The sequence below is a fragment of the Microcoleus sp. T3_B1 genome, assembly GCF_036700445.1.
Lineage (GTDB): Bacteria > Cyanobacteriota > Cyanobacteriia > Cyanobacteriales > Microcoleaceae > Microcoleus.
Genome location: NZ_JAUBOX010000004.1, coordinates 18,718 through 42,523, shown reverse-complemented (window position 1 = coordinate 42,523; position 23,806 = coordinate 18,718). Strand labels below are relative to the sequence as shown.

The following is a 23,806-nucleotide window of genomic DNA, read 5'->3' as shown; positions in this document are numbered from 1 at the left end:
CACCCACAAAAAAACCTTCCCATGCAGTGTATCTTATATTCAAGAGTAAATATAAAAGCATCGCTCCGATCGCCCTCAACACAAGATACAATTAAAGGAAGTAATCACTCCGACCATTCAGTAGGAGACAAATATGCAAACTCAAAGCAACAACGTAATGGGAAAAGTTTTCGCCACTCTGACAATCATTAATCGAGCCGACCAAATTCTAGCAGAGGCCGGAGTAAAATCAGAAGATCAAATTCGCTCAATAACTCTCAAAAATGTATTGGTAGATACGGGTGCAACTACCTTGTGTTTGCCACAAGATACGATCGCCCAACTGGGACTGAAACTCCTGAAAGAAGTAGACGTAGCCACCGCAATGGGCATCGGCAAAGCCCGAATTTTCCGAGATGCTACCATATCCATGTTCGATCGCGAAGGAACCTTCGAGTGCTTGGAGTTACCAGGAGGTAAAGATGCTCTTTTAGGAGTCATACCTTTAGAAGCTTTGGGGTTAGAAATCGATTTACAAAATCAAATTTTAACACCATTGCCCATCAGTCCAACAGAAACTTATTTGACGATTTTGTAGCGAGATTTATCATTATTTCAGCAATTAAAGAAACCGGGTTTTTCACCAAATTAAAGGCTGGGATGCAGTATTTTCGTAAAAAACCCGGTTTCTGGACTCCCATCGTAAGTCTCATATATTAACTTTTGTTACAAAAACTCGGCTTTTGCGTAAAAATACCCCGCGAAATCCCAATACACAATAGAAGGCTTTCACCTTTGATGCAAATTCACCCCCAAAAACTATGACAGCCGCAACTATGCCGATCGCCCCCATCGCCCCTTACAGCCACCGTCTAGCCACCGCAGAAGACGCAAACGATCTCGCCCCCCTCTGGCAAGCATTCGCCGCAGAACGCGAATCCATCGACCCCTCAATGCTGGTCAAACCTAACTTCGACTTTGAAAAATACGTCACCAACCAACTCGAAAAACCACTTTCTTTCTGCTGGTTATTAGAACATAGCGACAGCATTATCGGCTGTCTATTTATCTACTATTACGACGAAGCCCCGCCCGCCAGTCTCCCCGAATACTTGATTCAACAACACAACATTGAAAATCCGTTTCACTCCCGCCGCGTCGGTTCCGTTTTGGGGATGTACGTCCAGCCAGAACATCGGAAACCCGAAGCAATTCAAATGCTAGCAAAAGCAGCGATAGCCCATGCTAAAACCATGAAAGTCAGCGATATAGACTTGCTAATTGCAGCCGATCAACCGGGCATTCAAGCCATGTTGCAGCGGGCTGGATTTACGAAAGCCGCAGTGCAATATACCCGCCATTATGACATTGCAACTGATGATGAATTACCGAGTTTACACCCGCCCCATCCCGAATTTCCCGATGTCGAATTGCCTGCACCGAGAGCAATTCCGCTACGCCATCCCCAAACTAACGAACTCCTTCGCAATTCTCAAGGAGAACCTGTTTTCTTGATGCCCTTAGTTGATGACAAAGGTGAATTACTGAAGTCATCTAGCGGTCAACCTATTTACCCGGAATTGTTCCTCGATCCCGCAACTAATTCTTGGGTTATTGATACGGAAGACAAATTAGTGGCTTGTCCGATTTTGCGGGATGAAAATGGACAAATAGTCGAGAATCAAGACATTGTTCAATTTTATCGTCCTGCTTACCAAATTATTGATGGAAAACCTGGTCTAATGCGAGATGCGACTGGTAATTATGTATTTTGTGATGTTGAACTGGACAAACAGGGGAAAATAGTGAAAAGTCCTGATGGCTTTCCCATTTTTAAACAGCCTCAAATCCAGATTAGGACTTACGCATAAATACCAAAGAAACCGGGTTTTTTACCAGTTTTGAAGACTGGGATGCAAGATTTTTCTAAAAAACCCGGTTTCTGCGTCCAGGAATATCATGAATTATATCAAATCCGGTTGCATCGTCCTGGTATGGGCAGGGCGGGTTTATATAATTTGTCGATACTTATTAAATATCTCGGCGAACCCGCCCCTACAAAAATTTATATAATACTAGGACGAATCAAACGGAAATGAGATTACGCACTCCGACGAAAGAAACCGGGTTTTTTACCAATTTTTAAGGCTGGGATGCAAGATTTTCGGAAAAAACCCGGTTTCTGCGTCCAAAACTATACTTATTCACATCAGGATCGCCTTTCGTTCAGCTATGACATAATCCGGCACCCAAAATCTATCTACAGACATCAGAATAGCTACAGGCATAAAAATATCAACATCGTCTCCCATCTCTTCCGTGGGCAGCAAGCCAAACAATTCATCATCTTGGTTAACGTAGGCTAAGATATTATCAAAATCCTCTAAAAGTTCGTCCGGGTAAATGCAGTGGATTCCTCCTTCATCTTCATAATATTCTTCTTCGTGAGGCAAGAATTGCGACGGTTTGAGTTCGGCAATCAGATAGCCTAGCTTGTGAAATTCTGCTTCAGGAACGATCGCCGCTACATCTTCCCCGGCTTGCTGTAAGAGAATCCGATCGCCCTTGAACATCACTCGTTTCATTAGGGCGATCGCATTTTCGCAAAATTCCTCAACAGTTAAGCGGAAAAATCCCTCGCAACTCGCCCGTTTGTCCCCCGCAGCCTCGCCCACAACAGAATTTTGACAATTATCCAGGACGAGCGGTAAAATCACAGGTACGATCGAATTATTGTCAGCAGCATTAAATCCTTCAGTCATTAGTTCCCAAAATTTACACAATTGTTGACAATATTGCACAATAGATAAAATTGTAAATATATAGCACCTGCGTTTTTTTTGACCGCTTATGAATAGCAGATTCCTCGATCGACTCCACCACCCCTCGCGCCCCGTCATCGTCTTCGACGGCGCGATGGGAACCAACCTGCAAGTCCAAAACCTCACCGCAGAAGACTTTGGCGGCAAAGAATACGAAGGCTGCAACGAATATCTCGTCCACACCAAACCCGAAGCCGTCGCCAACGTGCACCGGGGATTCCTCGAAGCAGGGGCTGATGTCATCGAAACAGACACCTTCGGCGCTGCTTCCATCGTGCTCGCCGAATACGATTTAGCAGACAAAGCATATTATCTCAACAAAACTGCGGCCGAACTCGCCAAGGGTATCGCCGCCGAATTTTCCACACCAGAAAAACCTCGATTTGTCGCAGGATCGATCGGGCCAGGCACCAAATTGCCCACATTAGGACACATTGATTTCGACACTCTCACCGCCGCTTTTACCGAACAAGCAGAAGGACTTTATGACGGCGGCGTTGACTTATTTATTGTCGAAACTTGTCAAGATGTGCTGCAAATTAAATCAGCATTAAATGCCATTGAAGAAGTATTTAAGAAAAAAGGTGCGCGAATTCCGTTAATGGTATCAGTGACAATGGAAGCCACCGGCACAATGTTAGTCGGTTCCGACATCAGCGCCGCCCTAGCCATTTTGCAGCCGTACCCGATCGACATTTTAGGCCTGAACTGCGCCACCGGGCCCGATCGCATGGCAGAACACGTCAAATACCTTTCCGAACATTCGCCCTTCGTCGTTTCCTGCGTTCCCAACGCCGGTTTACCCGAAAACATCGGCGGCCACGCGCACTACAAACTCACGCCAATAGAATTAAAAATGGCCTTGATGCGCTTTGTCGAAGACTTAGGCGTGCAAGTCATCGGCGGCTGCTGCGGCACCCGCTACGATCACATCCGCGAACTATCAGAAATTGGCAAAACTCTTAAACCCAAAATTCGCGAAATTACTTGGGAACCATCCGCCGCCTCAATTTATAGCGCCCAACCCTACGAACAAGAGAATTCCTTCTTAATTGTCGGCGAAAGACTCAACGCCAGCGGTTCCAAAAAATGTCGCGATTTGCTAAATGCTGAAGACTGGGACGGTTTAGTAGCAATGGCCAGGGAACAAGTGCGAGAAGGCGCGCACATTCTCGATGTTAACGTTGATTATGTCGGCCGCGACGGCGTGCGCGACATGAAAGAATTAGTTTCCCGCGTTGTGACTAATGCAACTCTCCCTTTAATGCTGGATTCCACCGAATGGGAAAAGATGGAAGCAGGCTTAAAAGTTGCGGGCGGCAAATGCTTGCTGAATTCCACTAACTACGAAGACGGAGAACCGCGTTTTTATCAAGTTTTGGAGTTGGCGAAAAAATACGGCGCGGGCATAGTTATCGGTACAATTGACGAAGACGGGATGGCCAGAACCGCAGACAAAAAATTTGCGATCGCCCAACGCGCCTATAACGCGGCCGTCGCCTACGGAATTCCCCCCCAAGAAATCTTTTTTGACACCCTAGCATTGCCCATTTCCACCGGGATTGAAGAAGACAGAAAAAACGGCAAAGCTACCATCGAATCCATCCGCCGCATCCGCCAAGAATTGCCAGGATGTCACGTAATTTTAGGAGTTTCTAACATTTCCTTCGGCTTGAATCCGGCGGCGCGGCAAGTTTTGAATTCCATGTTTTTGCACGAAGCAATGCAAGCGGGGATGGACTCGGCAATTGTCAGCGCCAATAAGATTTTGCCCCTAGCCAAAATCGACCCCAAACACCAAGAAATCTGCCGTAAACTCATTTACGACGAACGCGAGTTTGACGGCGAAATTTGCGTTTACGACCCCTTGGGCGACCTGACAACGGTGTTTGCGGGCAAAACTACCAAGCGCGATCGTACAGAAGACGCCAGCCTCCCGGTCGAAGAACGTCTCAAGCAGCACATCATCGACGGCGAACGCATTGGGCTCGACATCCAACTCGCCAAAGCATTAGAAACCTATCCGCCCCTCCACATTATCAATACCTTCTTGCTAGACGGCATGAAAGTAGTCGGAGAATTGTTCGGTTCGGGACAAATGCAACTGCCATTTGTATTGCAGTCAGCAGAAACCATGAAAGCGGCAGTTGCCTATTTAGAACCGTACATGGAAAAGTCCGAATCCGGGGACAATGCCAAAGGAACATTCATCATCGCTACTGTCAAAGGCGATGTTCACGATATCGGCAAAAACTTAGTTGATATTATCCTATCAAACAACGGCTACCGAGTGATTAACTTGGGTATTAAACAGTCGGTTGACAATATCATCGAAGCTTACGAAAAGCACAAAGCAGACTGTATTGCGATGAGTGGCTTGCTGGTAAAATCCACCGCATTCATGAAAGAAAATCTGGAAGTATTCAACCAGAAAGGAATCACGGTTCCGGTAATTTTGGGCGGTGCGGCTTTGACTCCCAAGTTTGTACATGAAGACTGCCAAAATACTTATAAAGGTAAAGTCATTTACGGCAAAGATGCGTTTTCCGACTTGCACTTTATGGACAAACTCATGCCAGCCAAATCTGCTGGGAAATGGGAAGATTTGCAAGGATTTTTAGATGAAATAGGGCAGGAGAATGGGGCGGTTAAAGAAGCTAAAGCGGCGCCCGAAACTTCTGTAGAAGAGGCGAAGAAAGCAGACACTCCTGTGGTGATAGATACCAGGCGATCCGAAGCAGTGGCACCAGATATCGATCGCCCGACTCCTCCTTTCTGGGGCACGAAACTGTTGCAGGGAGAAGACATCCCCTTTGAGGAGATTTTCTGGCACTTAGATTTGCAAGCTTTAGTTGCGGGCCAGTGGCAGTTCCGCAAGCCCAAAGACCAATCGCGGGAAGAATACGATGCTTTCTTAGCTGAGACAGTTTATCCGAAATTGGAAGAGTGGAAACACAAAATTATCGCCGAAAAGTTACTGCATCCGCAAGCAATTTACGGGTATTTTCCCTGTCAAGCTGAAGGCAATTCTTTGTATGTGTACGACCCGCAAATTATGAATAGCGGGCAAACAATAATCAGTGGCGGGCAAACAATAATCAGTGGCGGGCAAACAATAATCAGTGGCGGGCAAGATGCCCGCCCCACAACAGAAAGTGGCACAGGCATCTTGCCTGTGACTGGAACAGAAAGTGGCACAGGCATCTTGCCTGTGACTGGAACAGAAAGTGGCACAGGCATCTTGCCTGTGGCTGCAACAGAAAGTGGCACAGGCATCTTGCCTGTGGCTGCAACATTCACATTTCCTCGCCAAAAATCGGCGCGACGGCTGTGCATTGCCGACTTCTTCGCGCCCAAAGAATCGGGTAAAATCGATGTATTTCCCATGCAAGTAGCGACAGTGGGAGAAATTGCTACAGAGTACGCGCAAAAGCTATTTGCTAACAATCAATATACCGACTATCTCTACTTTCACGGGTTAGCGGTACAGACAGCCGAAGCAATAGCAGAATGGACTCACGCGCGAATTCGCCGGGAATTGGGCTTTGGTAGCGAAGAACCGGACAATATTCGCGATATGCTAGCGCAAAGATATCGCGGTTCGCGGTACAGTTTTGGCTATCCCGCTTGTCCGAATATGGCGGATCAGTACAAGCAACTGGAATTGTTAAAGTGCGATCGTATCAACCTCTACATGGATGAAAGCGAACAACTTTATCCCGAACAATCAACAACCGCAATTATCACCTATCACCCAGCCGCCAAATACTTCACCGCTTAATTTCTAGGGTGCGCTATAAGCACCTTTCTCTCGTTTTTCTCGTTCCTTCTCCTCGTTCCCAGGCTCTGCCTGGGAACAAAGAGCCGGAGGCTCTGCCTCCATTTAAAAACCTGGAGGCAGAGCCTCAAGAAATGCGTTCCCAGGTAGAACCTGGGAACGAGAAAAAAAATAGTTCACGAATTAAAGCAACAAAAAAGCACCTTAACAAAAGTGCTTTCATGAATATGAAATTTCCGTATCGGACGAAACTTTTATGAGTAATTCCGGGGAGTGCGCGCACCGGCAGATGCTCCTACCATCGAAGCAACTAAACCCAATAACGAGCCGAACAAAAACGACCAACCAGCTTTCGCGGCATTACCAGCAATATTGCGAGCATCCTGAGCAGATACGTTAGGTGCTCGGTTCGGCAAATTCACCCCGCCCTGCTGCGCTTGATTAATTGCTTCTCCCGCATTGGCAGCTATGACGCCAAAAGTACCGGCCACGCCATTTGCTAACAGCCAAGAGCCAATTGTTAAGGTCGTTGCCCACAAAATTGCTCCGTTCAAAAGCGCTGTGTTGCGATTCATTGGGCCGCAAGCGCGAGCAGTTACCCAACCGCCAACGGCCAAGCTAATTAACAAACTGATAATTGACCAAATTCCGACGCCGGTACCCACGTCTCCTGAAATACTGCGCGGAGCTCCTGAATTAGCAATGTTGCTCAAGCCGATCGCAGCGCCCAATGCACTTAACACCAGTTGTGTGCCGATCGCAATTACCAAACCTGAAAAAATCGGGCCCCAACGTACTCGATCGTGGTATTCCATCACTGAATTTACGACCACGGGTTCGGTACCAACGTTATCTACAGGTCTATTTACGTATGACATAGGTTTTTTTTTCCTCTTAGAGTTGCTTTAATTTTTAACAATCTTTCACCTAAGCATTGATTGTGGCTGAGATTGATAGAAACTATATCTGCCTGGGGAAATAACCAGTATCTATGTCTGAAGAAATAAACGAAAAAGTCATCAGCCCTCAGCCAGCCGCTATTAGCTAATGACTGATGACTGATGACTGATGACTGATAACTATTTTATCCCGTTAGAAAAGTTCCCGGATGTATACAGGAAATGCGGACGTATACAGAAAATACAGCTTAACGCAATCTTACAGCCGTTCCCACGGCAGTAATCAGCAGCAAAGCCCCGCTGGAGTCTACATTAATCGTGCCGGTGTCCACTTCCACCCCGATTACGGCATTGGCGCCGAGGCGCTGGGCCCGTTTTTCCAGTTCCGCGAGGGCATCTCGCTGTCCTTTGAGAAACACTTCCTCGTAACTGCCGGTGCGCCCGCCGATGATGTCGCGAATGCCCGCGAAGAAGTCTCGCAGGGCATTGGTGCCGTAGACCACCTCAGCAGTTACAATTCCCAGGTAAGATTGAATTTCTGCTCCTTGGATGATATCAGTTGTTGTTACAATCATCAGTTGGCCTCAATCGCGAAAATTTTGAGTGTGTCTTGTTCTGTAGATTTACTACATCTAGCCGCTCAAACATTCCTGGTAAACCCTAAGCTGTCAGCTTAACAAGGTGACAGCCACTCGCTCTTCCATTCCACACACTCTTTGAAACAAATGGCCGTGTACAAACAAAGTCTCTTGGTATTCAGTACGTTGCTAGTAGCAGGATTGGCTGTCGCAGCGCCGCAGATAGCGCTCTCAGCAGAAACAGTCGTTCAAGTCAACCCTCAAAATGATTCAAATTTAGATGCTCTGCTGCGACAAGGGCGCGAGTTGGTAGATGTAGGAGACTACAGTAAGGCGATCGCCATTTATCAGGAAGCGGCGCGTTTAGATACGGAAAACCCCCGCATTTTTTCTGGTATTGGCTATTTAGAAGCGCGTCAGGGCAATTATCAAGCCTCAGTAGAATTTTACCAACAAGCGATCGGTCTCGAACCTAAGAATGCTGACTTCCAATACGCATTAGGATATGCTATGGCGAATTTGCAAAACTATCCCGCAGCAGCCACAGCTTACCGCCGCGCCGCTGCGCTCGATCGCAAAAATGTCAATGCCCGGATCGGTCTCGGAGTGGTACTCTTTCAGCAAAAAGATTACAGCGGTGCTTTTAAAGCATACCAAGAGGCGATCGCCCTCGATCCGAAAAATTGGCAAGCTTATTCTTCAATGGGTTTAGTATTGATCCAGCAGGGAAATTTTGCCAGTGCTGTCACCGTGCTCCAACAAGCAGCCGAACTCGCTCCCAAACAAGCAGGTGTCCAGTTAAAATTAGGCACTGCTTTGCTGCGTGCCGGCTATACTTCCGAAGGGCTAGCAGCTTTTGAAGAAGCTGCCAAATTGGAGCCCCGGAATCCAGAAGTGCAGCTAGAAATTGGCGAACTTCTCAAGGGTCAACACGACTTAGACGGAGCGCTGGTAGCTTATCAGCGGGCTATTGCGGTGCGACCCAATTTAGTGGAAGCACACGCAGGAATAGGGGAAATTCAACTGGAAAAACAAGATTTTTTAGGAGCGATTACCACTTTTGGGCGAGTGATTAAGCTCGATCCAAACCGGGCAGAAGCTTATTACAATATGGGTACGGCACTCAAAGCACGCGATCGCAAATCCGAAGCAATTGAAGCTTTTCAACAAGCCCTCGACACTTACCGCCAGCAAGGCAACAATGATGGTGCAAAAAAAGCTGAGGCGGCATTGCGGGAACTGAAGTAATATTTCTCAATGTACTAATTGGTAATTGGTAATTGGTAATTAGTTTTGAGTTTTGAGTAAGTAATTTTTGTTAGGCTTAACCCTTCCAATCCCAGGGTAGCCAGGCAGGAAACAATCTCAAAACTTTTTTTATTGCCTCTTACCTCTTGCCTCTTGCCTCTTCCTTCATTTAAAAAACTCGGCTCGATCGGGCAGATATTGCTGATGCTTAAGTTTTGTGTTAATCGCAGATAAACGCGACTAAATGGGGTATGATACTGGGGCCAGTTTTGACTCCGGCGATCGCTCTTAAAATCAGAGAGAAAATCAGGGCGATCGCAGTTAAAAATTTGCTACACGCTATCTCTTTTGTAAGATGCTCAAACTACTCTCTTAAGATGAATCTATTTCTATTGGTAGAGCCGACAAAGTTGTTAAGATTTGTAAAATGAGCAAAATATCCTATCCCCAGAGCTTCATCTATGCAAACGTATGACGTGATTATCATAGGAGCAGGTCACAACGGACTGGTCTGCGCCTCTTATCTGCTGAAAGCGGGATATACCGTCCTGTTGTTAGAAAAACGTTCGGTTCCCGGAGGCGCGGCAACTACTGAAGCTGCGATTCCCGAATTGCCGGATTTTAAATTCAATTTGTGCGCGATCGACCACGAATTTATCCATTTAGGGCCAGTTGTAGAAGAATTAGAGCTGGAAAAATACGGTTTAGAATATCTTTTCTGCGATCCAGTGGCCTTTTGTCCGCATCCCGATGGCAAATATTTCTTAGCGCACAAATCCGTAGAAAAAACTTGTGCTGAAATTGCCCGCTACAACGAGCGCGATGCTAAAAAATATGCCGAATATACAGACTTTTGGCAGCGGGCTTTAGGGGCAATGGTTCCGATGTTTAATGCGCCACCAAAATCCATCATAGATATTTTGGGCAACTACGATATTGCAAAGATAAAAGATTTATTGTCAGTCATCGGTTCCCCCGACAAAACGCTGGACTTTATTCGCACGATGCTCACCAGCGCTGAAGACCTTCTCAACGAGTGGTTTGACGAGGAATTTATCAAAGCACCCCTAGCAAGATTAGCCGCAGAACTCGGCGCGCCTCCTTCGCAAAAAACCCTGGCGGTAGGCGCAATTATGCTAGCAATGAGGCACAATCCCGGCATGGCAAGACCGCGCGGCGGGACGGGTGCATTAGTGCAAGCGCTGCTCAATTTAGTGAAAAGCTATTCCGGTGTGGTACTTACCGACCAGCACGTCGAAAAAATATTAGTTGATGACGGTCGCGCTGTGGGAGTTCGAGTTGCCAACGGCACGGAATACCGCGCTACAAAAGGTGTCATTTCTAATATTGATGCTAAGCGCTTGTTTCTGCACTTAATGGACTCCAGCGATGTTGACAGTGCTGACCCGGATTTGCGGGAAAGATTGGAGCGCAAAATTGTTAACAACAACGAGACTATTCTCAAAATAGACTTAGCTCTCAATGAAATGCCCAAGTTCGATCGCTGGAACCATCGAGACGAGTATTTAATGGGGTCGGTTTTAATTGCCGACTCGGTGAGACACGTTGAAATTTCTCACAGCGAGCCTTCAATCGGCAGAATTCCTGACTCCGATCCGTCGATGTATGTGGTGTTTCCGACGGTACGAGACCCGTCAATGGCTCCTCCCGGACACCATACAGCTTGGATTGAATTTTTTGCTCCTTACATGATCGAAAATGCTGAAGGAACCGGCCAGCACGGTACGGGTTGGACGGATGAGCTGAAAAACAAAGTTGCCGATCGCTGCATTGATAAATTAGCAGAATATGCACCTAATATCAAGAATTCCATTATCGGCCGCCGGGTGGAAAGTCCGGCAGAATTGGGAGAGCGTTTGGGTGCTTTGAAGGGGAATTATTACCACGTTGACATGACGCTGGATCAGATGATATTTTTCCGTCCTTTGCCGGAGTTGGCGAATTACAAAACGCCGATCGACGGTTTGTTCCTCACGGGGGCGGGAACGCATCCGGGCGGCTCGATTTCGGGGATGCCGGGACGCAATACCGCTCGCGTTTTCATGCACTCGCAGCAGCCTTTCGCGCAGACTTTCGCAGATGCGGCTAATACTCTGAAAGCGAAGGGTAAGTCGATATTTCGGAGTAATGAGAAGTAAGATTTTTAGCAACCGCAGATGAACGCAGATAAACGCAGATGAATCACATCTGCGTTTGTTTGTATTGATTTATCAGTGTGCAAGTGCGATAATTTTTTCTGGTTGATTCCCTTTGCGATCGCCCTCAATACCCTTTCTAAATCCGGTGCATCTTTCGCCAAGGCTGGCGGCGGTTCGCGCTCCGTCAAATCTGTTAAAATATTTTGTCATCAGAGAGCATATTCCATCGATAAAATTCTCAATATTAGAAGAACAAGTTAACGCTGAAGGCATTTTTAAACTTAGCGCCGCAGCCAAACCTGTAGTTTAGTAGAACAGGCAAGTCGCTGATAGAAATCCCTCCCCATATGCAGATCTGGGCGATCGCCGCCGATCCCCCAGCATCTCGCATTCTCCTCAATTCATACTTTATGCGGATGAAAACGCCGGCCCCAAGTTGAGAAACTGAGAAATGGCGTTACCCTTTTTTTAGCGATGGCAAACCGAGTTTTGATTGTCGGCGGCCGAGGACGAATTGGCAGCAGTGTTGCCCAAGACCTTGTTACCCATACCGACGCGGAAATTACTGTTACCGGACGCAACTCTGAAGCCTCTATTGGGCCGGGATTGCCGCCGGATCGGGTGCAGTACCAAACTTTTGATTTAGCGGACAGTGCAGCCCTGCAAAAAGCTGTTTCAGAGTCTAATCTTGTCGTTCACTGTGCGGGGCCTTTTCACTACCGAGACGCCGGCGTGCTGAAAACTTGCATCGAAGCAGGTGTTAATTATACTGATGTCAGTGACAGCCGCAGTTTTACTCGCAGGGCTTTAGAATTGCGCGAAGCAGCTAAAAATGCTGGGATTACTGCTATTATTAATACGGGCATTTTCCCCGGTGTGTCTAACAGCATGGTGCGCCGAGATGTGGAACAATTAGATGAAGCAGAACACATCCATTTGAGTTATGTTGTCGGAGGTTCTGGCGGTGCTGGCGTTACCGTCATGAGAACTACTTTTTTAGGCTTGCAAACCCCTTTTGAGGTTTGGGAAGACGGCAATTGGCAGCAAGTAAAACCCTACAGCAAGCGCGAAACAATTGAATTTCCCGCGCCCTACGGCAAAACAGGGGTTTACTGGTTTGATATGCCGGAAGCAATCACTTTGCCCGAAACTTTCCCCGTCAAATCTGTTGTGACTAAATTCGGTACGTCTCCCGACCTTTACAATCACCTTACCTGGTTTGTTGCTAAGTATTGGCCGGCTAGCTGGCTCAAAAATAACTCCGTGATTGAATTTCTCTCCTACGTCAGTTATGGGATGACCAGTGTTACTAATAGTTTTAGTGGGGTTGGTGTGGCAGTGCGATCGCAAGTGACAGGTCTCAAAAACGGTCAACCCGCTAAAGTTTGCTCGACAGCGATACACCCCAGTGCTGCCGTCGCTACGGGCCTTGGTACTGGCAGCATAGCTCAGTTAATGTTAGAAGGAAAACTGGAAAAACCGGGCGTTTGGTCGGTCGAACAAGCTCTTTCTACTGAGCTATTTGAACGAGCTATGCAGAATAGGAACCTAGACATAGAACAGGTTGTTTTGTAGTTACTTAGGTTATTTATAGCAATTTAAAATGTTGGAAAATCGGATGTTTTCCCGCTCGGCGAAGACGCGAAAGACGCGCCAAAAAAGAAGAGTCAGGGGCTTCGTAAGTGATGGAAAAACCCCTAGATAGGGTTCTTCGCAGGAATTGCGATCGCCCCTGATAGGAGAGGAGTTCCGCTTGTCTAACTAATCTATCTTTTGGTAGAAGGAATAGTAACAAGCAGGCGCTTAAGATATGGGAGATCACGGGAAACATCCCTTTTAGCTCGCTCTAGATGCGGTAGCTGCGACAAAGATTGCGCTTGAACCAAGGTTGTAAATGTGCGATCGCAGTGAAGGGGCGACAAACACCATAATTTTTGCGGAAAAATACGAGGAGAAGTTGATATGAAGCGGGTTTTAAAAGCTCTCGGACAAACATTGAGCCAAAGCATTTTGCTGGTATGTACGCTGGCTTTCATTGGTCTGCTAAGTCTAGCGGTAGTACCCAGTCAGGCTGCTTACGCAGGTCAAGACAAGAGCCACGCGCCGCAAGAAGCTACAATTACTGACCCCGCAGTAAGTTTCGAGGATCTCAATCCCCAAGCAGCAGATTACGATGAAATAGTCAAAACCTCTCAAAATCCTGCAAATGCAGAGAAAGCTTACGACGAAAGCTTAAAAGAGTACAAGGGAGAACACCCGCAAGAAGGCATAGTTCAAAAAGCTGAAGAGTTGATCGAAAAGGTCACGGGCAACTAATAAATCAAGAGATTTAGATATAACTCAAGTTGCTGGTAAATACACAGCTTCACTGAGTACACAATTGAGCCGATCTCAGAACTCAGTTGAACATAATTATCTAGGGTGCGCCTCGGCGCACCTTATTGCTTGAGAGTAGCGTGTAAAAATCGTTTTTGAGTCGAGAAGTATTTTCTCATTTCCCTCGTTTTTCAGCTAGCAGGTTCATCCTTAAGGCAGATGAATAGATATGAATTTAAAAGGTAAATTTAATAATAGTTACATTTAGATAAAAGGAAAAAAATATCATGAGCGATGACAAAAAAACGGTACATGAACCTGATGCTAACCTAGACCCGATTTCCGGGGAAAAGGGAGCTCATCCAGTCGCAACGGGTATTGGTGCGGCGGGTGCGGGTGCTGCGGGTGCTGCGATCGGCGGTGCCATCGGCGGGCCTGTAGGAGCTGTTGTGGGCGCTGTTGTGGGTTCGTTTAGCGGCGGTTTGGTGGGCAAAGGTGTGGGCGAGGCGATCGACCCGACGGTAGAAGATGCTTACTGGCAAAGCAACTACAGTTCCCGTCCTTACGCCGACACGAGTACAACTTACGAAGACTATCAGCCTGCATACCGCACTGGTTATGAGGGATACAGCCGCTATGGCGCTACTGGTAAGAAATACCACGAGATCGAACCGGATTTGCAGCGCGACTACGAAACAAATCGCGGTAAGTCTAAAGTGAGTTGGGAAAAAGCTAAGCACGCCACGCGCGACGCTTGGGATCGGGTGGAACGGGCTGTTCCTGGTGACATTGACAAAGACGGCCGCTAAGAGCGATCGCAAGTATTTTTCAGTCTTGGACGCACACAAACTAAAGCGTTGCGGTTATTTTTAGCCGGGTACCGGAATGCAGGGAAGTGTTTTGATAAAAAAACCCGGTTGCTGCGTCTTGGACTGTTGTTGATAAGTTGCACAGTTTTCAACGCGAGATTAGCGAAGTTTTTGGGGATTTTGAGCCTCTCTCTACATCGGAGAGGGGTATTTTTAGGTTAAGTTGAAATCGCCTTTTTCAGCAAGATTTTTATTTCACAGGAGTGTTGGCTGTGAGATCACGAAGGAATGAGAATTAAATAACTTACACTCTTGAAAGTGGGGAGTAGGGGTTGGGCGTCCCGCCCGCCATTTTTGGACGGGCGGGACGCCCATCCCACCATAACAATTAAAATTGTAAGTTATTTAATTCGGGATCCTAAGCCAGACGTATAGGCTTTGCTGTGCGGGACGATCGCACTCCTAAAAAATGCTTTTTACCAAATTGGGATGCTTCCGTTTGAGATTAACATTTTTTTTTTAACTATTAGCCTTAAAATTAAACTAATTCAGGACTGAGGCATCATCGCATATTTTTGTCATTGTTCGCGATGCGCTTTCTTCAATCGCAGCCGGATCGTAAAGCGTCGGTGGCTTCAAGTCCGATAATTGTTAAAAATCTAAATCCTCTCATTCAAAATCGGTATTACTTGTGGATGAAATGTTGGAAAGAGCTTGGACACTCAAGCAAAATTTAATTGACTTTGTGCTGGATGCTGAGGGAGAGTTGGCGGTAGCTTTGGAAGCTTATGCTGCAGCTCGATCGACCGGCGAGCGCTACGATATTGCTCAGCAAAATCAAGTGATTGACAGTTTTACAGTCGAAGGTAAAGTCGGAGAGAAAACGCCGATCGACCTATTTGTCGAAAGTCAGCCGGATTTAACCGAGAGCGATCGTAGCTTGCTGGAAAGTTGGGAGCACAGAAGCTTCGCTGGCTTATTTGAAATCACTCAACTTTTCCCCGACAGGTTTGAACTGATGAACTGGCTGACGGCAAAGCACTACGTTGTCAAGCCCAACAGTCCTAATTTTCTTGCAGAAATGTCTCGCTTTAAGTTAGGAGAAATCTTGCGAGCTCGGATTTCTCCCCTCACCGATGACTGGTGGATACTTTCGAGCTCTCCCATCCTCATGGGGAAATTGGGTAAGCCGAAGTTGGCGGTGGCGATCGGCAATTTCAAGCAAAATCACAAAAATAACCTGTACAGCGATGCGCCGGAATTGTTAGAGCAAGCTTGGCAGTCAGTAGAACACTACCACGAAGATTTTACCGAATTTTTTGGCAGTGAGGAATTGACGCTATCGGGATATCACCTGAATAAACAGTTGGCCCAATTTCAGGAATTTATCACTAAAAAACGCCTAGCTGATATGGGCGTTGATGGAAGTAAATCTCTGGCGGATATCGTGGAAGATGCCGGAGTCGATCGAGAAGAAGTCAAAGCAGCAGCAATCGCGGCTGCAGGTGCTGATGCTAAAGCAGTTGAGGTAATGCTCGACAGCAATGCTAGTTCAAAAATGGTAATGCCCAAAGTCGAATTGCCCGATCGCTTCAAGAAAGCCGAACAGGTGAGTGCACTTTCTCATCCTCGCTGGGGACAAACCTTTTTGTCTACTTACGCTCAATTTACTGCACTGCTAGCAGCAGAAGACTTTTCAACCGTTCCCGGTTACGAAAAGCTGGTGCGTAACTATCTAGAAGATCCTGCAATTAATGTCTGGATTTGGCAACGGTTAGCTAAAGTTAATCCAGCGAAATTAGAACAAATTTTGCAAACTGTATTGCAACGTACAGACTTTCAGCTCGATCGCGATTTAGATGCCTTGCTGCAAGAGTTTAAAAAACCCTTAGAACCCGAACTCCCGGAAATTGCCAGCGTTCCCGTGCACCTGCACAACTTATTTCAGGAAGCTTTAGGCGAAGTTAATAAGTCAAAGTCCAAACCGCAGGAGAAAAAGAAAAGCTCTAAAGGCTTTAAATCCTAACCAGCTAAGTTCGTGGCATACTGCTATGCCCTAATGCGCCGGCTTCTTCGCCAACGGATACTCGTTGAGATGGCCGCAGCCCAGGGAAAGCAGAAACAGAGTGGCAATTTCAAGTACGAGTGCGATCGACCCTAGCCATTTTGGGCGCGTTAGTCTGCATCCCTCGGATAATAAACCATTAAACAAGCTCACAGCTAGCTGTGAGCTTATTGCCCGGTAATATAACTCAAATAGCTTTGCAGTCAGGACTTTAGTTTTTCTTCACCGCGATCGAAAAAACTGAAGTCCTTACTACAAACACTTTTTGTTAATCTTCAACTCGTCGGACAGCCATGCGTTGCAGCGGCAGGCTGAGTATGCTAGAAGCAGTCAACAAGTAAGAAAGAACCGTAGTCAGCTTCAAACTGAGCAATAACCAGCTATCCTCTGGTAGGTGAAGTTTTAGCCCGAAAAAAGAGATGCAGTACACTATCCAGTAAGTAAAGCTCATCTTGATTAGGATTTCTTCGCTCAAAGTGCGATCGTCCATTGGCTGCGAGTTGCGATTATCACCCAGCAGGACTAGACCCGCAATAGAAGCCACAAAAGAAACCATAACGAGATAGTCATGCCAGTTAAGCTCAACCATTTCTAAACTCCGCTTTTATCCGAATTTTTGGAATCAGACATCAGTCTAAAGGATAAGTTTTCCAGGTCAAAGCAATAGTTACAAATTGAAACAGCCGCAGTTACAAATCGCAATGAAAATCAACCGCAACCACCAGCCACAGGCTCGTTTAGTCAGTCGCCAAGGACAATTCCCCTTAAATATTGTCAGGCTGGGAGTACCTCGCCTGCATTTTGCCGACCTCTACCACAGGCTGCTAACTCTTTCTTGGCCGCGATTTTTCATGCTGATTTGTCTCTCCTATACAGTCACAAATTCTTTATTTGCCTTAGCTTACTTGGCGGGAGGAGATTGCATTGCTAACGCGCGGCCGGGTTCTTTCCCAGATGCCTTTTATTTCAGCGTGCAAACAATGGCGACGATCGGCTACGGCTCTATGTATCCGCGCACGGATTACGCTAATACTATAGTCGCGATCCAAGCGCTTTTTGGTTTGTGGGGAGTGGCGATGGTGACGGGACTGGCTTTTTCGAGATTTTCTCGACCAACAGCTAGAGTTATGTTCAGCCGCGTAGCTGTGATCGCTCCTTTCAACGGCGTTCCGACTCTGATGTACCGCACTGCAAATCAGCGTTTTAACCAAATTTTAGAAGCGCAGCAGCGAGCTACTTTGATCCGCAACGAGGTAACACCGGAAGGAGAATTTATGCGGCGTTTTTACGATTTGCAATTAGTGCGAAGTCACTCTCCGGTTTTTGCCTTAACTTGGACGGTTATGCACGCAATTGAGGAGAGCAGTCCTTTGTACCAACTTACTGCCAAAGACTTGATGGATCGGCAAGCGGAAATTGTAATTACGTTAACAGGAATTGACGAAACAGTTTCGCAAACTATTCATGCGCGACATTCTTTTGTGGCGTCTGAAATTATGTGGAATATGCGGTTTGTAGATATTTTTTTAAAATCGGCAACGGGAGGGCGGGTAATTGATTATACTCGGTTTCACGATGTGAAGCCTGTTGAATGAAAGTTGGGATTGAGCCACCAGTGCTAGAATACCTGTATGGCAAAAAAAATTAATATTCATGACCTCAATAATTACAAAGATGACACTGAAAGAATTGCAACCGCAACTCTTGGCTTTAACTCCCGAAGAGAAGGCTCAAGCTATAGAATTACTAGCCCAAAGTTTAAGAAAATTTTGGTCGGGAATTCAAAAGACTCCCGGCGTGTGCGGCGGCGATGCTTGTATCAGACAAACGCGAATTCCTGTTTGGGTGCTGGTGAATGCTCGCCGTTTAGGTATTTCTGAAGCTGACCTCCTAGAAGACTATCCGACTCTGCGTGCCGCTGACTTGGCGAATGCTTGGGCTTATGCTGAGGCATATTCTGATGAGATTGAAATAGCAATTCAAGAAAATGAGGAAGATTGAAAAGTGGGGCGTTTCTATGCAGATGAACAATTTCCGAGGCGGCTTGTGGAATTGCTGAGGACTTTAGGCCACGATGTCCTTACCGTACAGGAAGCAGGAAATGCTAATCAAAAAATTCCTGATGAAGAAGTGTTAGCTTTTGCAGTGAGTATTGACCGCGCTATTTTAACGCTCAATCGCCGTCATTTTATCAGGCTGCATACATTACAACCAGACCATGCTGGTATCATTGTTTGTAAAGATGATTCAAATAGAGATAGGCTGGCTTTACGCATTAATGAAGCTATTGCTAATCGAGAATCAGTGAGAAGTTTACTGATTAGAGTTAACCGTCCTTCGGAGTGAGTAGAAGTGATAAAATACCTTGGGTATGGAATTCAAAAGACTCCCGGTGTCATGGGTGGTGCCGCCTGTATCCGAAAAACGCGGATTCCTGTTTGGCTGTTAATAAGCTATCGCCGTCAAGATGCCACCGATGCTCATATTTTAGAAGGTCATCCCGATCTCTGTGCAGCAGATTTGGTGAATGCTTTTAGTTATGCTGAGGCATATCCTGATGAGATTGAAACAGCAATTCACGAAAATGAGGAAGATTGAAAAGTTACAGGTTTCTATAAAAATAAACAAAAAACTCCTTGTACTATGCGAATAATTCATACTGCTGACTGGCATTTAGGGCGACGTTTCCGAGGGATCGATCGCACTTCCGAAATTGCGATCGCCCTCGAACAGATTTTGAAGCAAGCAAAAGCCTTAGATGTCGATGCTGTGCTCGTTGCGGGCGACATTTTCGACGTGCCCAACCCTCCCGCTTACGCCGAACGCATTGCTTATAACTTTTTCTGCGAACTCCAAGCTGCTGGAATTCCCGCAATTGCGATCGCCGGTAATCACGATTCGGCATCCCGCATCGACAGCATCGCGCAATTGCTTTCCCTCGCCGGTGTTCGCGCTTTAGGCAAACCCAGGCGTTCCGCAGACGGCGGCACAATTAATCTTAATACTAAAAGCGGTAAACTTTGTGTGGGAGCGATGCCTTTTGCTTCCGAACAAAGACTGTTAGATGCTAATTCTCTCTGGCAGTCGGGCGATGCCGATCGCCGAAAAGATTACCGCGAAATCGTAGCATATTTACTCGAAGATTTAACCAGAGAGTTTAGAGACAATACTGTCAATATTTTCATGGGACACATGAGCATTGACGGCGCTCGATTGGCAAAATCAGAAGTCGCTTATTACACGCGAGAAAAATACCTCCTGTCATCGCAAACTCTGCCGCCGGAAGCTCAGTATGTCGCCCTCGGACACATCCACATTCACCAGCGGATTTCTAAGACTTCTCCCGCTTATTATTCCGGTTCATTGATTCAGTTAGATTTTGGAGAAGCGGAACAGGAAAAAGGATTTTGCTTGATAGAAGTTGAGCCGGGAGGTGAGGCAAAGGTGGAATTTAAGCCTGTGGCTTGCCACAAGCCGTTAAAAGTGCTTAAATGTCATAACGACAATCTTGATGCAACTTTAGAAGCTCATCAGTATCATCCTGGTTTCTTGAAAGTAATTGTCCAACTGGACAGTCCGCAAATCGGGCTTGCCGATCGAGTGCGCCAAATCTGTTCTCAAGCGCTGTTAATTGAACCGCGCTATCCAGATGCAGCGCTAGAAGCAACAGAAATAACTAATATCGATCCCAATAATTTCGATCCGGCAGCAGAGTTTTGCAACTATTATCAAAACCGATTGGGAACGACACCGAAACCGGCAGTATTGGAGGAATTTCAAAATTTGTACAAGAAGTTTAAGGAAACAGTTAACAATTAAATGGGTAAAAAGATACAACCTACACTCTCAAATTTCACATAGTTTTAAGACTGAAACCCACGCTCAATGTCGCTTGTAGTCGAGTCTAGATCCCCCTAAATCCCCCTTAAGAAGGGGGACTTTGATAATACTCTTGTTCCCCCCTTGTTAAGGGGGGTTAGGGGGGATCGGGAAGACTGTAGAAGGAAGACAGTAGACCTGAATATAACAATCTAAAACCCCAAATCCCAAATCTAAAATCAGTATGCGTCCACTCGAACTTATTCTCGAAGGATTTACCAGCTTCCACCGCGAACAGCGTTTAGATTTTTCTCAACTCGATTTGTTTGCCATTACTGGTGCTACAGGTGCGGGCAAATCTTCACTGCTAGATGCCATGACTTACGCTCTTTTTGGCACTACTACTCGCAGCGGCAAACAAGTAAGTGATTTGGCAAGTCAAGGCAGCGAAAATTTAAAAGTGCAGTTGCGTTTTGCTGTGGGTTCGGCACAGTATCGGGTGACGCGAAGGTGGCGTTTCCGTCCGAAATCTCCCGAAAATAAGGTGATTTTGGACAACTGGCAAAATGGGCAATGGGAAACTTTGGGGACGAGTATCGTTGCTGTTCAAAATACCATTGAACAGATTTTAGGAATGGATTTTGATACTTTTACGCGAGCAATTGTTCTGCCTCAAGGCAAGTTTGATGAATTTATTAAAGGGGATACTTCAAAACGCCGGGAAATTTTGCGACAGCTAGCAGGATTTGAGATTTTTGAGCAGATGCGGAAGGAAACAAATGAGCTGGCCAAGTTGCTGAAACAAGAACGGGAAATGGTGGAAAGGCAGCTAGCTGAGCTGAGTGCGCCGACGGCGGATGAGGTGGATCAAAGACGATCGCAACTTTTGATTTTAGAGCAGCAGTTGCCCCAGTTCGATCGCGCTGTGATGAAAGCTCAGAAGGCTCTAGATGAAGAGGAACAGCTATTTTCGCAAATCGCTCGCTGGCAAGAGTTACAACAACAATTGGCCCAATTAAATGCTAATTCCGCTGAAATGGAAATTTTAGCACAGCGTTTAGAAAGAGCGCAAGCTGCCAATCATTTACAGGGAGATTGGGCTTTAGTGCGATCGGCTCGCAGTCAGTATGAAACTGCCGAAAGTGCCTCGGTGGCAGCGAGAAAGCAGTTAATTAAAGCTCGCTCTGAGCTGGCAGTAGAGCAGCAGCAACTTGACGCGGCAAAAGCGAAAGAAGAGGTGCTAGCGCCACAAATTAAGGCTCGCGAAGATGCTCTGGCGGCTGCTAAAGTATATGAAGAACAGCGCGCTCAATTAGAAAAAGAAGTGGCGCTTGCCCAAAAAATTCAACAGGAAAAACTCCGCTTTTTTATGGCAGCAGATAAAGACCTGCAAGCTGCTAACACTAAAATTCAAGGTGCGGGTTTTCGAGTTACTCAAGCAGCGGCACAGCTCGAACAGTATGCGCGGGGAGGAAAGCGTTTAGAGCAATTGCAGCAAATTTCACCCTTATTGATGGAACTTCAGCTAATTACCAAGCAGCAAAAGACTCAGCAAGAACAGTTGGATAAATCTCTGGCAGATAAGGAAAAAGCTCAACAAAATTATGTGAAGGCTACCACTAATTTAGAAGCCGTTGAACTCAGGCTAAAAGAGTGCGCCCGCGAGTTAGAAGTGGCGGAAACCGCTAATGCGGAAGCGGCACGTTTAGAGAGTGTTGCTGCTATCAGAATGTCACTGAATTCTGGCGATACTTGCCCGGTGTGCGGGGGGGTGCATCCTGAGAGCGAGAGCCTGCCTCCTTTGCCAGATTCTAATATTGTCGATGTCGCTGATTTGCGGCGTAAATTGGCGGCGGCAAATCAGCTTTTTCAAGATGCTCAAAGGTTGGCGGCTGAGGCGAAAAGTACAGCTTCAGCTTGCCAGCAAAAAGAGTCGGAAATTGCTCAAATGCTCGAATTAACTGCGAATAGAGTTGCCGAATTGCAGCAGCAAATCACTCAAGTTCTGGAAAATCCTCAGTGGGAAAGCTTGGGGTTGCAGCAGGAGTTGGCAATCCTTAAAGAGAGCGATCGCCAATACCGCGAAACCGAACAGCAGTTCCAACTGGCATCATTGGAATATGATAATTTTCAGGAAAGATTTAATTTGGCGGTGGCGACTCAAGCAGCTAAACAGCAGGAATATCAAGATGCGATCGCCGAATCAGACCGCCGCCAGCAGCAGTTCCAAAGTTGTGTAAATGCGCTTTATCAAATTACCGAATATCAACCTTATGCTAATTTAGCAAAAGTCTTAGAACAAGACAAGCAAGACTTGGCAAATCTGCTAAAAGTTGCCGAAAAATCCTATCAAACTGCTCAAAATAAGGTTATTCAAGCCGCAGAGAGAGAGCAACAAGCTGGAGAGGCTTTTGGGCAAGCCCAAGCCCAGAAACAGCAGCTAAACCTGGATTGGTCAGCAAAATTAACGGCGGCTGATTTCACAGAAGAGACATTTTTAGCAGCGGTTGCGACAGTTAAGGAACAATCAGAATGGGAAAATGCTATTCGCTCTCACCGCGAATCAAAAATTCAGTTAGAGACGCGGGCGAAAGATTTGAGCGAGGCGATCGCAGGCAGAACTACCGATGAAAATACTTTAGCACAAGTGCGATCGGCAAAACATACCGCCCAAGAAAACCTCAAACAAGCCAACAACAACCGCGCCGAACTTTTAGCTTGGATTCAAGTAGCAGCGCAAAATCTCGAACAAGCCGAAAGACTGTCACAGCAAATCACAAATTTCACAGAACAAGAGCAAACTTATCACACCTTAGCGCAGAATCTCAAATCCAACGAATTTCAATCCTACATTTTAGAACATTTAGAAGCAGAATTAGTCGGCAGCGCCACATTGATTTTGCAAGAATTAACCGAAAATCGCTACAAACTAAAAAACCAAGACGGCGAATACTGGGTAGCAGATAATTGGAACGGCGGGGAAGCTAGACGAGTGCGAACCCTTTCCGGCGGCGAAACCTTTGCAACTTCCTTATCAATGGCTTTAGCTTTGTCAGAGAAACTGTCTCAAGGGGCTCACTTGGGCAGCTTGTTTCTCGATGAAGGATTTGGCACTTTAGATACCGAAACTCTCGAAAGCGTTACTCAAATTTTAGAATCTTTGCGCCAGCGAGACAGGCTGATTGGAGTGATTACCCACGTTCGAGAATTGGGCGAAAGATTGCCCGCACAAGTTAAAGTTTCCAAATCCCCCCAAGGTTCTAAAATAGAAGTACATAGATCCTGAAGTGGAGAGGCGCGTGCATGAAATAGTAAACTTGCTTAAGGACGTACA

At 46.3% G+C, this 23,806-nt stretch carries 20 protein-coding genes; 15 read left to right on the top strand and 5 right to left on the bottom strand.

Annotated elements, in window-relative coordinates:
* Positions 1–133: 133 nt before the first annotated feature.
* Together QT990_RS03650 and QT990_RS03645 are read left to right on the top strand one after the other, a co-directional pair.
* Positions 134–577: a retroviral-like aspartic protease family protein gene (locus QT990_RS03650; RefSeq protein WP_333464943.1), complete on the top strand. Its 444-nt coding sequence runs from the start codon at positions 134–136 to the stop codon at positions 575–577.
* A 223-nt stretch (positions 578–800) separates the two neighbouring features.
* On the top strand, positions 801–1,850 hold the full coding sequence (locus QT990_RS03645) for a GNAT family N-acetyltransferase (protein ID WP_333464942.1): 1,050 nt from the start codon (positions 801–803) through the stop codon (positions 1,848–1,850).
* Positions 1,851–2,183: 333 nt separating this feature from the next.
* Here the strand turns inward: QT990_RS03645 and QT990_RS03640 are convergent, their stop codons facing one another.
* Positions 2,184–2,741: a type II toxin-antitoxin system Phd/YefM family antitoxin gene (locus tag QT990_RS03640; protein WP_333464941.1), complete on the bottom strand. Its 558-nt coding sequence runs from the start codon at positions 2,739–2,741 to the stop codon at positions 2,184–2,186.
* A gap of 88 nt (positions 2,742–2,829) precedes the next feature.
* On the opposite strand from QT990_RS03640, the gene metH reads away from it, so the two are divergent.
* Positions 2,830–6,582, top strand: coding sequence for a methionine synthase (gene metH, locus QT990_RS03635; protein ID WP_333464940.1), 3,753 nt, complete (start codon positions 2,830–2,832; stop codon positions 6,580–6,582).
* A gap of 251 nt (positions 6,583–6,833) precedes the next feature.
* Here the strand turns inward: metH and QT990_RS03630 are convergent, their stop codons facing one another.
* Positions 6,834–7,457 (bottom strand): hypothetical protein, encoded by a 624-nt coding sequence (locus tag QT990_RS03630; RefSeq protein ID WP_333103096.1) that lies wholly within the window; start codon positions 7,455–7,457, stop codon positions 6,834–6,836.
* 269 nt (positions 7,458–7,726) lie between these two features.
* Positions 7,727–8,053, bottom strand: a complete 327-nt coding sequence (locus QT990_RS03625; RefSeq protein WP_172184303.1) for a YbjQ family protein — start codon at positions 8,051–8,053, stop codon at positions 7,727–7,729.
* A 150-nt stretch (positions 8,054–8,203) separates the two neighbouring features.
* Here QT990_RS03625 and QT990_RS03620 point away from each other — a divergent pair, with 150 nt between their 5' ends.
* Positions 8,204–9,304, top strand: coding sequence for a tetratricopeptide repeat protein (locus QT990_RS03620; RefSeq protein ID WP_333103097.1), 1,101 nt, complete (start codon positions 8,204–8,206; stop codon positions 9,302–9,304).
* A 461-nt stretch (positions 9,305–9,765) separates the two neighbouring features.
* Entirely contained in the window at positions 9,766–11,463 is a 1,698-nt protein-coding gene (gene crtO, locus QT990_RS03615) for a beta-carotene ketolase CrtO (RefSeq protein WP_333464939.1), read from the top strand.
* Positions 11,464–11,535: 72 nt separating this feature from the next.
* Here crtO and QT990_RS03610 read toward each other — a convergent pair whose 3' ends face one another.
* Positions 11,536–11,736 (bottom strand): hypothetical protein, encoded by a 201-nt coding sequence (locus QT990_RS03610; RefSeq protein ID WP_333464938.1) that lies wholly within the window; start codon positions 11,734–11,736, stop codon positions 11,536–11,538.
* A gap of 201 nt (positions 11,737–11,937) precedes the next feature.
* On the opposite strand from QT990_RS03610, the gene QT990_RS03605 reads away from it, so the two are divergent.
* The 4 genes from QT990_RS03605 to QT990_RS03590 all read left to right on the top strand — a co-directional run bounded on the left by QT990_RS03605 (position 11,938) and on the right by QT990_RS03590 (position 16,614).
* A complete protein-coding gene (locus tag QT990_RS03605) occupies positions 11,938–13,038 on the top strand; it encodes a saccharopine dehydrogenase NADP-binding domain-containing protein (protein WP_333464937.1) in 1,101 nt (366 codons plus the stop codon).
* Positions 13,039–13,425: 387 nt separating this feature from the next.
* Positions 13,426–13,779, top strand: a complete 354-nt coding sequence (locus tag QT990_RS03600; protein WP_333144193.1) for a hypothetical protein — start codon at positions 13,426–13,428, stop codon at positions 13,777–13,779.
* Between the two features lie 287 nt (positions 13,780–14,066).
* Positions 14,067–14,588, top strand: coding sequence for a hypothetical protein (locus QT990_RS03595; protein ID WP_333144192.1), 522 nt, complete (start codon positions 14,067–14,069; stop codon positions 14,586–14,588).
* A 691-nt stretch (positions 14,589–15,279) separates the two neighbouring features.
* On the top strand, positions 15,280–16,614 hold the full coding sequence (locus QT990_RS03590) for a hypothetical protein (RefSeq protein WP_333464936.1): 1,335 nt from the start codon (positions 15,280–15,282) through the stop codon (positions 16,612–16,614).
* Positions 16,615–16,921: 307 nt separating this feature from the next.
* On the opposite strand, the gene QT990_RS03585 is transcribed toward QT990_RS03590, so the two are convergent.
* On the bottom strand, positions 16,922–17,242 hold the full coding sequence (locus QT990_RS03585; protein WP_333464935.1) for a hypothetical protein: 321 nt from the start codon (positions 17,240–17,242) through the stop codon (positions 16,922–16,924).
* Positions 17,243–17,354: 112 nt separating this feature from the next.
* Here QT990_RS03585 and QT990_RS03580 point away from each other — a divergent pair, with 112 nt between their 5' ends.
* The 6 genes from QT990_RS03580 (at position 17,355) to QT990_RS03555 (ending at position 23,758) form a co-directional block, all read left to right on the top strand.
* Positions 17,355–18,248, top strand: a complete 894-nt coding sequence (locus tag QT990_RS03580) for an ion channel (protein ID WP_333464934.1) — start codon at positions 17,355–17,357, stop codon at positions 18,246–18,248.
* Positions 18,249–18,327: 79 nt separating this feature from the next.
* Positions 18,328–18,654 carry a DUF433 domain-containing protein gene (locus tag QT990_RS03575; protein WP_333464975.1) on the top strand — a complete coding sequence of 109 codons (327 nt, stop codon included), beginning with the start codon at positions 18,328–18,330 and terminating at the stop codon, positions 18,652–18,654.
* Positions 18,655–18,657: 3 nt separating this feature from the next.
* Positions 18,658–18,999: a DUF5615 family PIN-like protein gene (locus QT990_RS03570; RefSeq protein WP_333464933.1), complete on the top strand. Its 342-nt coding sequence runs from the start codon at positions 18,658–18,660 to the stop codon at positions 18,997–18,999.
* A gap of 6 nt (positions 19,000–19,005) precedes the next feature.
* Entirely contained in the window at positions 19,006–19,251 is a 246-nt protein-coding gene (locus QT990_RS03565) for a DUF433 domain-containing protein (protein ID WP_445305432.1), read from the top strand.
* Positions 19,252–19,296: 45 nt separating this feature from the next.
* Positions 19,297–20,472, top strand: a complete 1,176-nt coding sequence (locus tag QT990_RS03560) for an exonuclease SbcCD subunit D (protein WP_333464932.1) — start codon at positions 19,297–19,299, stop codon at positions 20,470–20,472.
* A gap of 244 nt (positions 20,473–20,716) precedes the next feature.
* Positions 20,717–23,758: an SMC family ATPase gene (locus tag QT990_RS03555; RefSeq protein WP_333464931.1), complete on the top strand. Its 3,042-nt coding sequence runs from the start codon at positions 20,717–20,719 to the stop codon at positions 23,756–23,758.
* Positions 23,759–23,806 lie beyond the last annotated feature (48 nt).

Coding starts and splice junctions, on each gene's coding strand:
- QT990_RS03650 (WP_333464943.1), top strand. CDS start 134: ATGCAAACTCAAAGCAACAACGTAATGGGAAAAGTTTTCGCCACTCTG.
- QT990_RS03645 (WP_333464942.1), top strand. CDS start 801: ATGACAGCCGCAACTATGCCGATCGCCCCCATCGCCCCTTACAGCCAC.
- QT990_RS03640 (WP_333464941.1), bottom strand. CDS start 2,741: ATGACTGAAGGATTTAATGCTGCTGACAATAATTCGATCGTACCTGTG.
- metH (WP_333464940.1), top strand. CDS start 2,830: ATGAATAGCAGATTCCTCGATCGACTCCACCACCCCTCGCGCCCCGTC.
- QT990_RS03630 (WP_333103096.1), bottom strand. CDS start 7,457: ATGTCATACGTAAATAGACCTGTAGATAACGTTGGTACCGAACCCGTG.
- QT990_RS03625 (WP_172184303.1), bottom strand. CDS start 8,053: ATGATTGTAACAACAACTGATATCATCCAAGGAGCAGAAATTCAATCT.
- QT990_RS03620 (WP_333103097.1), top strand. CDS start 8,204: ATGGCCGTGTACAAACAAAGTCTCTTGGTATTCAGTACGTTGCTAGTA.
- crtO (WP_333464939.1), top strand. CDS start 9,766: ATGCAAACGTATGACGTGATTATCATAGGAGCAGGTCACAACGGACTG.
- QT990_RS03610 (WP_333464938.1), bottom strand. CDS start 11,736: ATGCCTTCAGCGTTAACTTGTTCTTCTAATATTGAGAATTTTATCGAT.
- QT990_RS03605 (WP_333464937.1), top strand. CDS start 11,938: ATGGCAAACCGAGTTTTGATTGTCGGCGGCCGAGGACGAATTGGCAGC.
- QT990_RS03600 (WP_333144193.1), top strand. CDS start 13,426: ATGAAGCGGGTTTTAAAAGCTCTCGGACAAACATTGAGCCAAAGCATT.
- QT990_RS03595 (WP_333144192.1), top strand. CDS start 14,067: ATGAGCGATGACAAAAAAACGGTACATGAACCTGATGCTAACCTAGAC.
- QT990_RS03585 (WP_333464935.1), bottom strand. CDS start 17,242: ATGGTTGAGCTTAACTGGCATGACTATCTCGTTATGGTTTCTTTTGTG.
- QT990_RS03580 (WP_333464934.1), top strand. CDS start 17,355: ATGAAAATCAACCGCAACCACCAGCCACAGGCTCGTTTAGTCAGTCGC.
- QT990_RS03575 (WP_333464975.1), top strand. CDS start 18,328: ATGACACTGAAAGAATTGCAACCGCAACTCTTGGCTTTAACTCCCGAA.
- QT990_RS03560 (WP_333464932.1), top strand. CDS start 19,297: ATGCGAATAATTCATACTGCTGACTGGCATTTAGGGCGACGTTTCCGA.
- QT990_RS03555 (WP_333464931.1), top strand. CDS start 20,717: ATGCGTCCACTCGAACTTATTCTCGAAGGATTTACCAGCTTCCACCGC.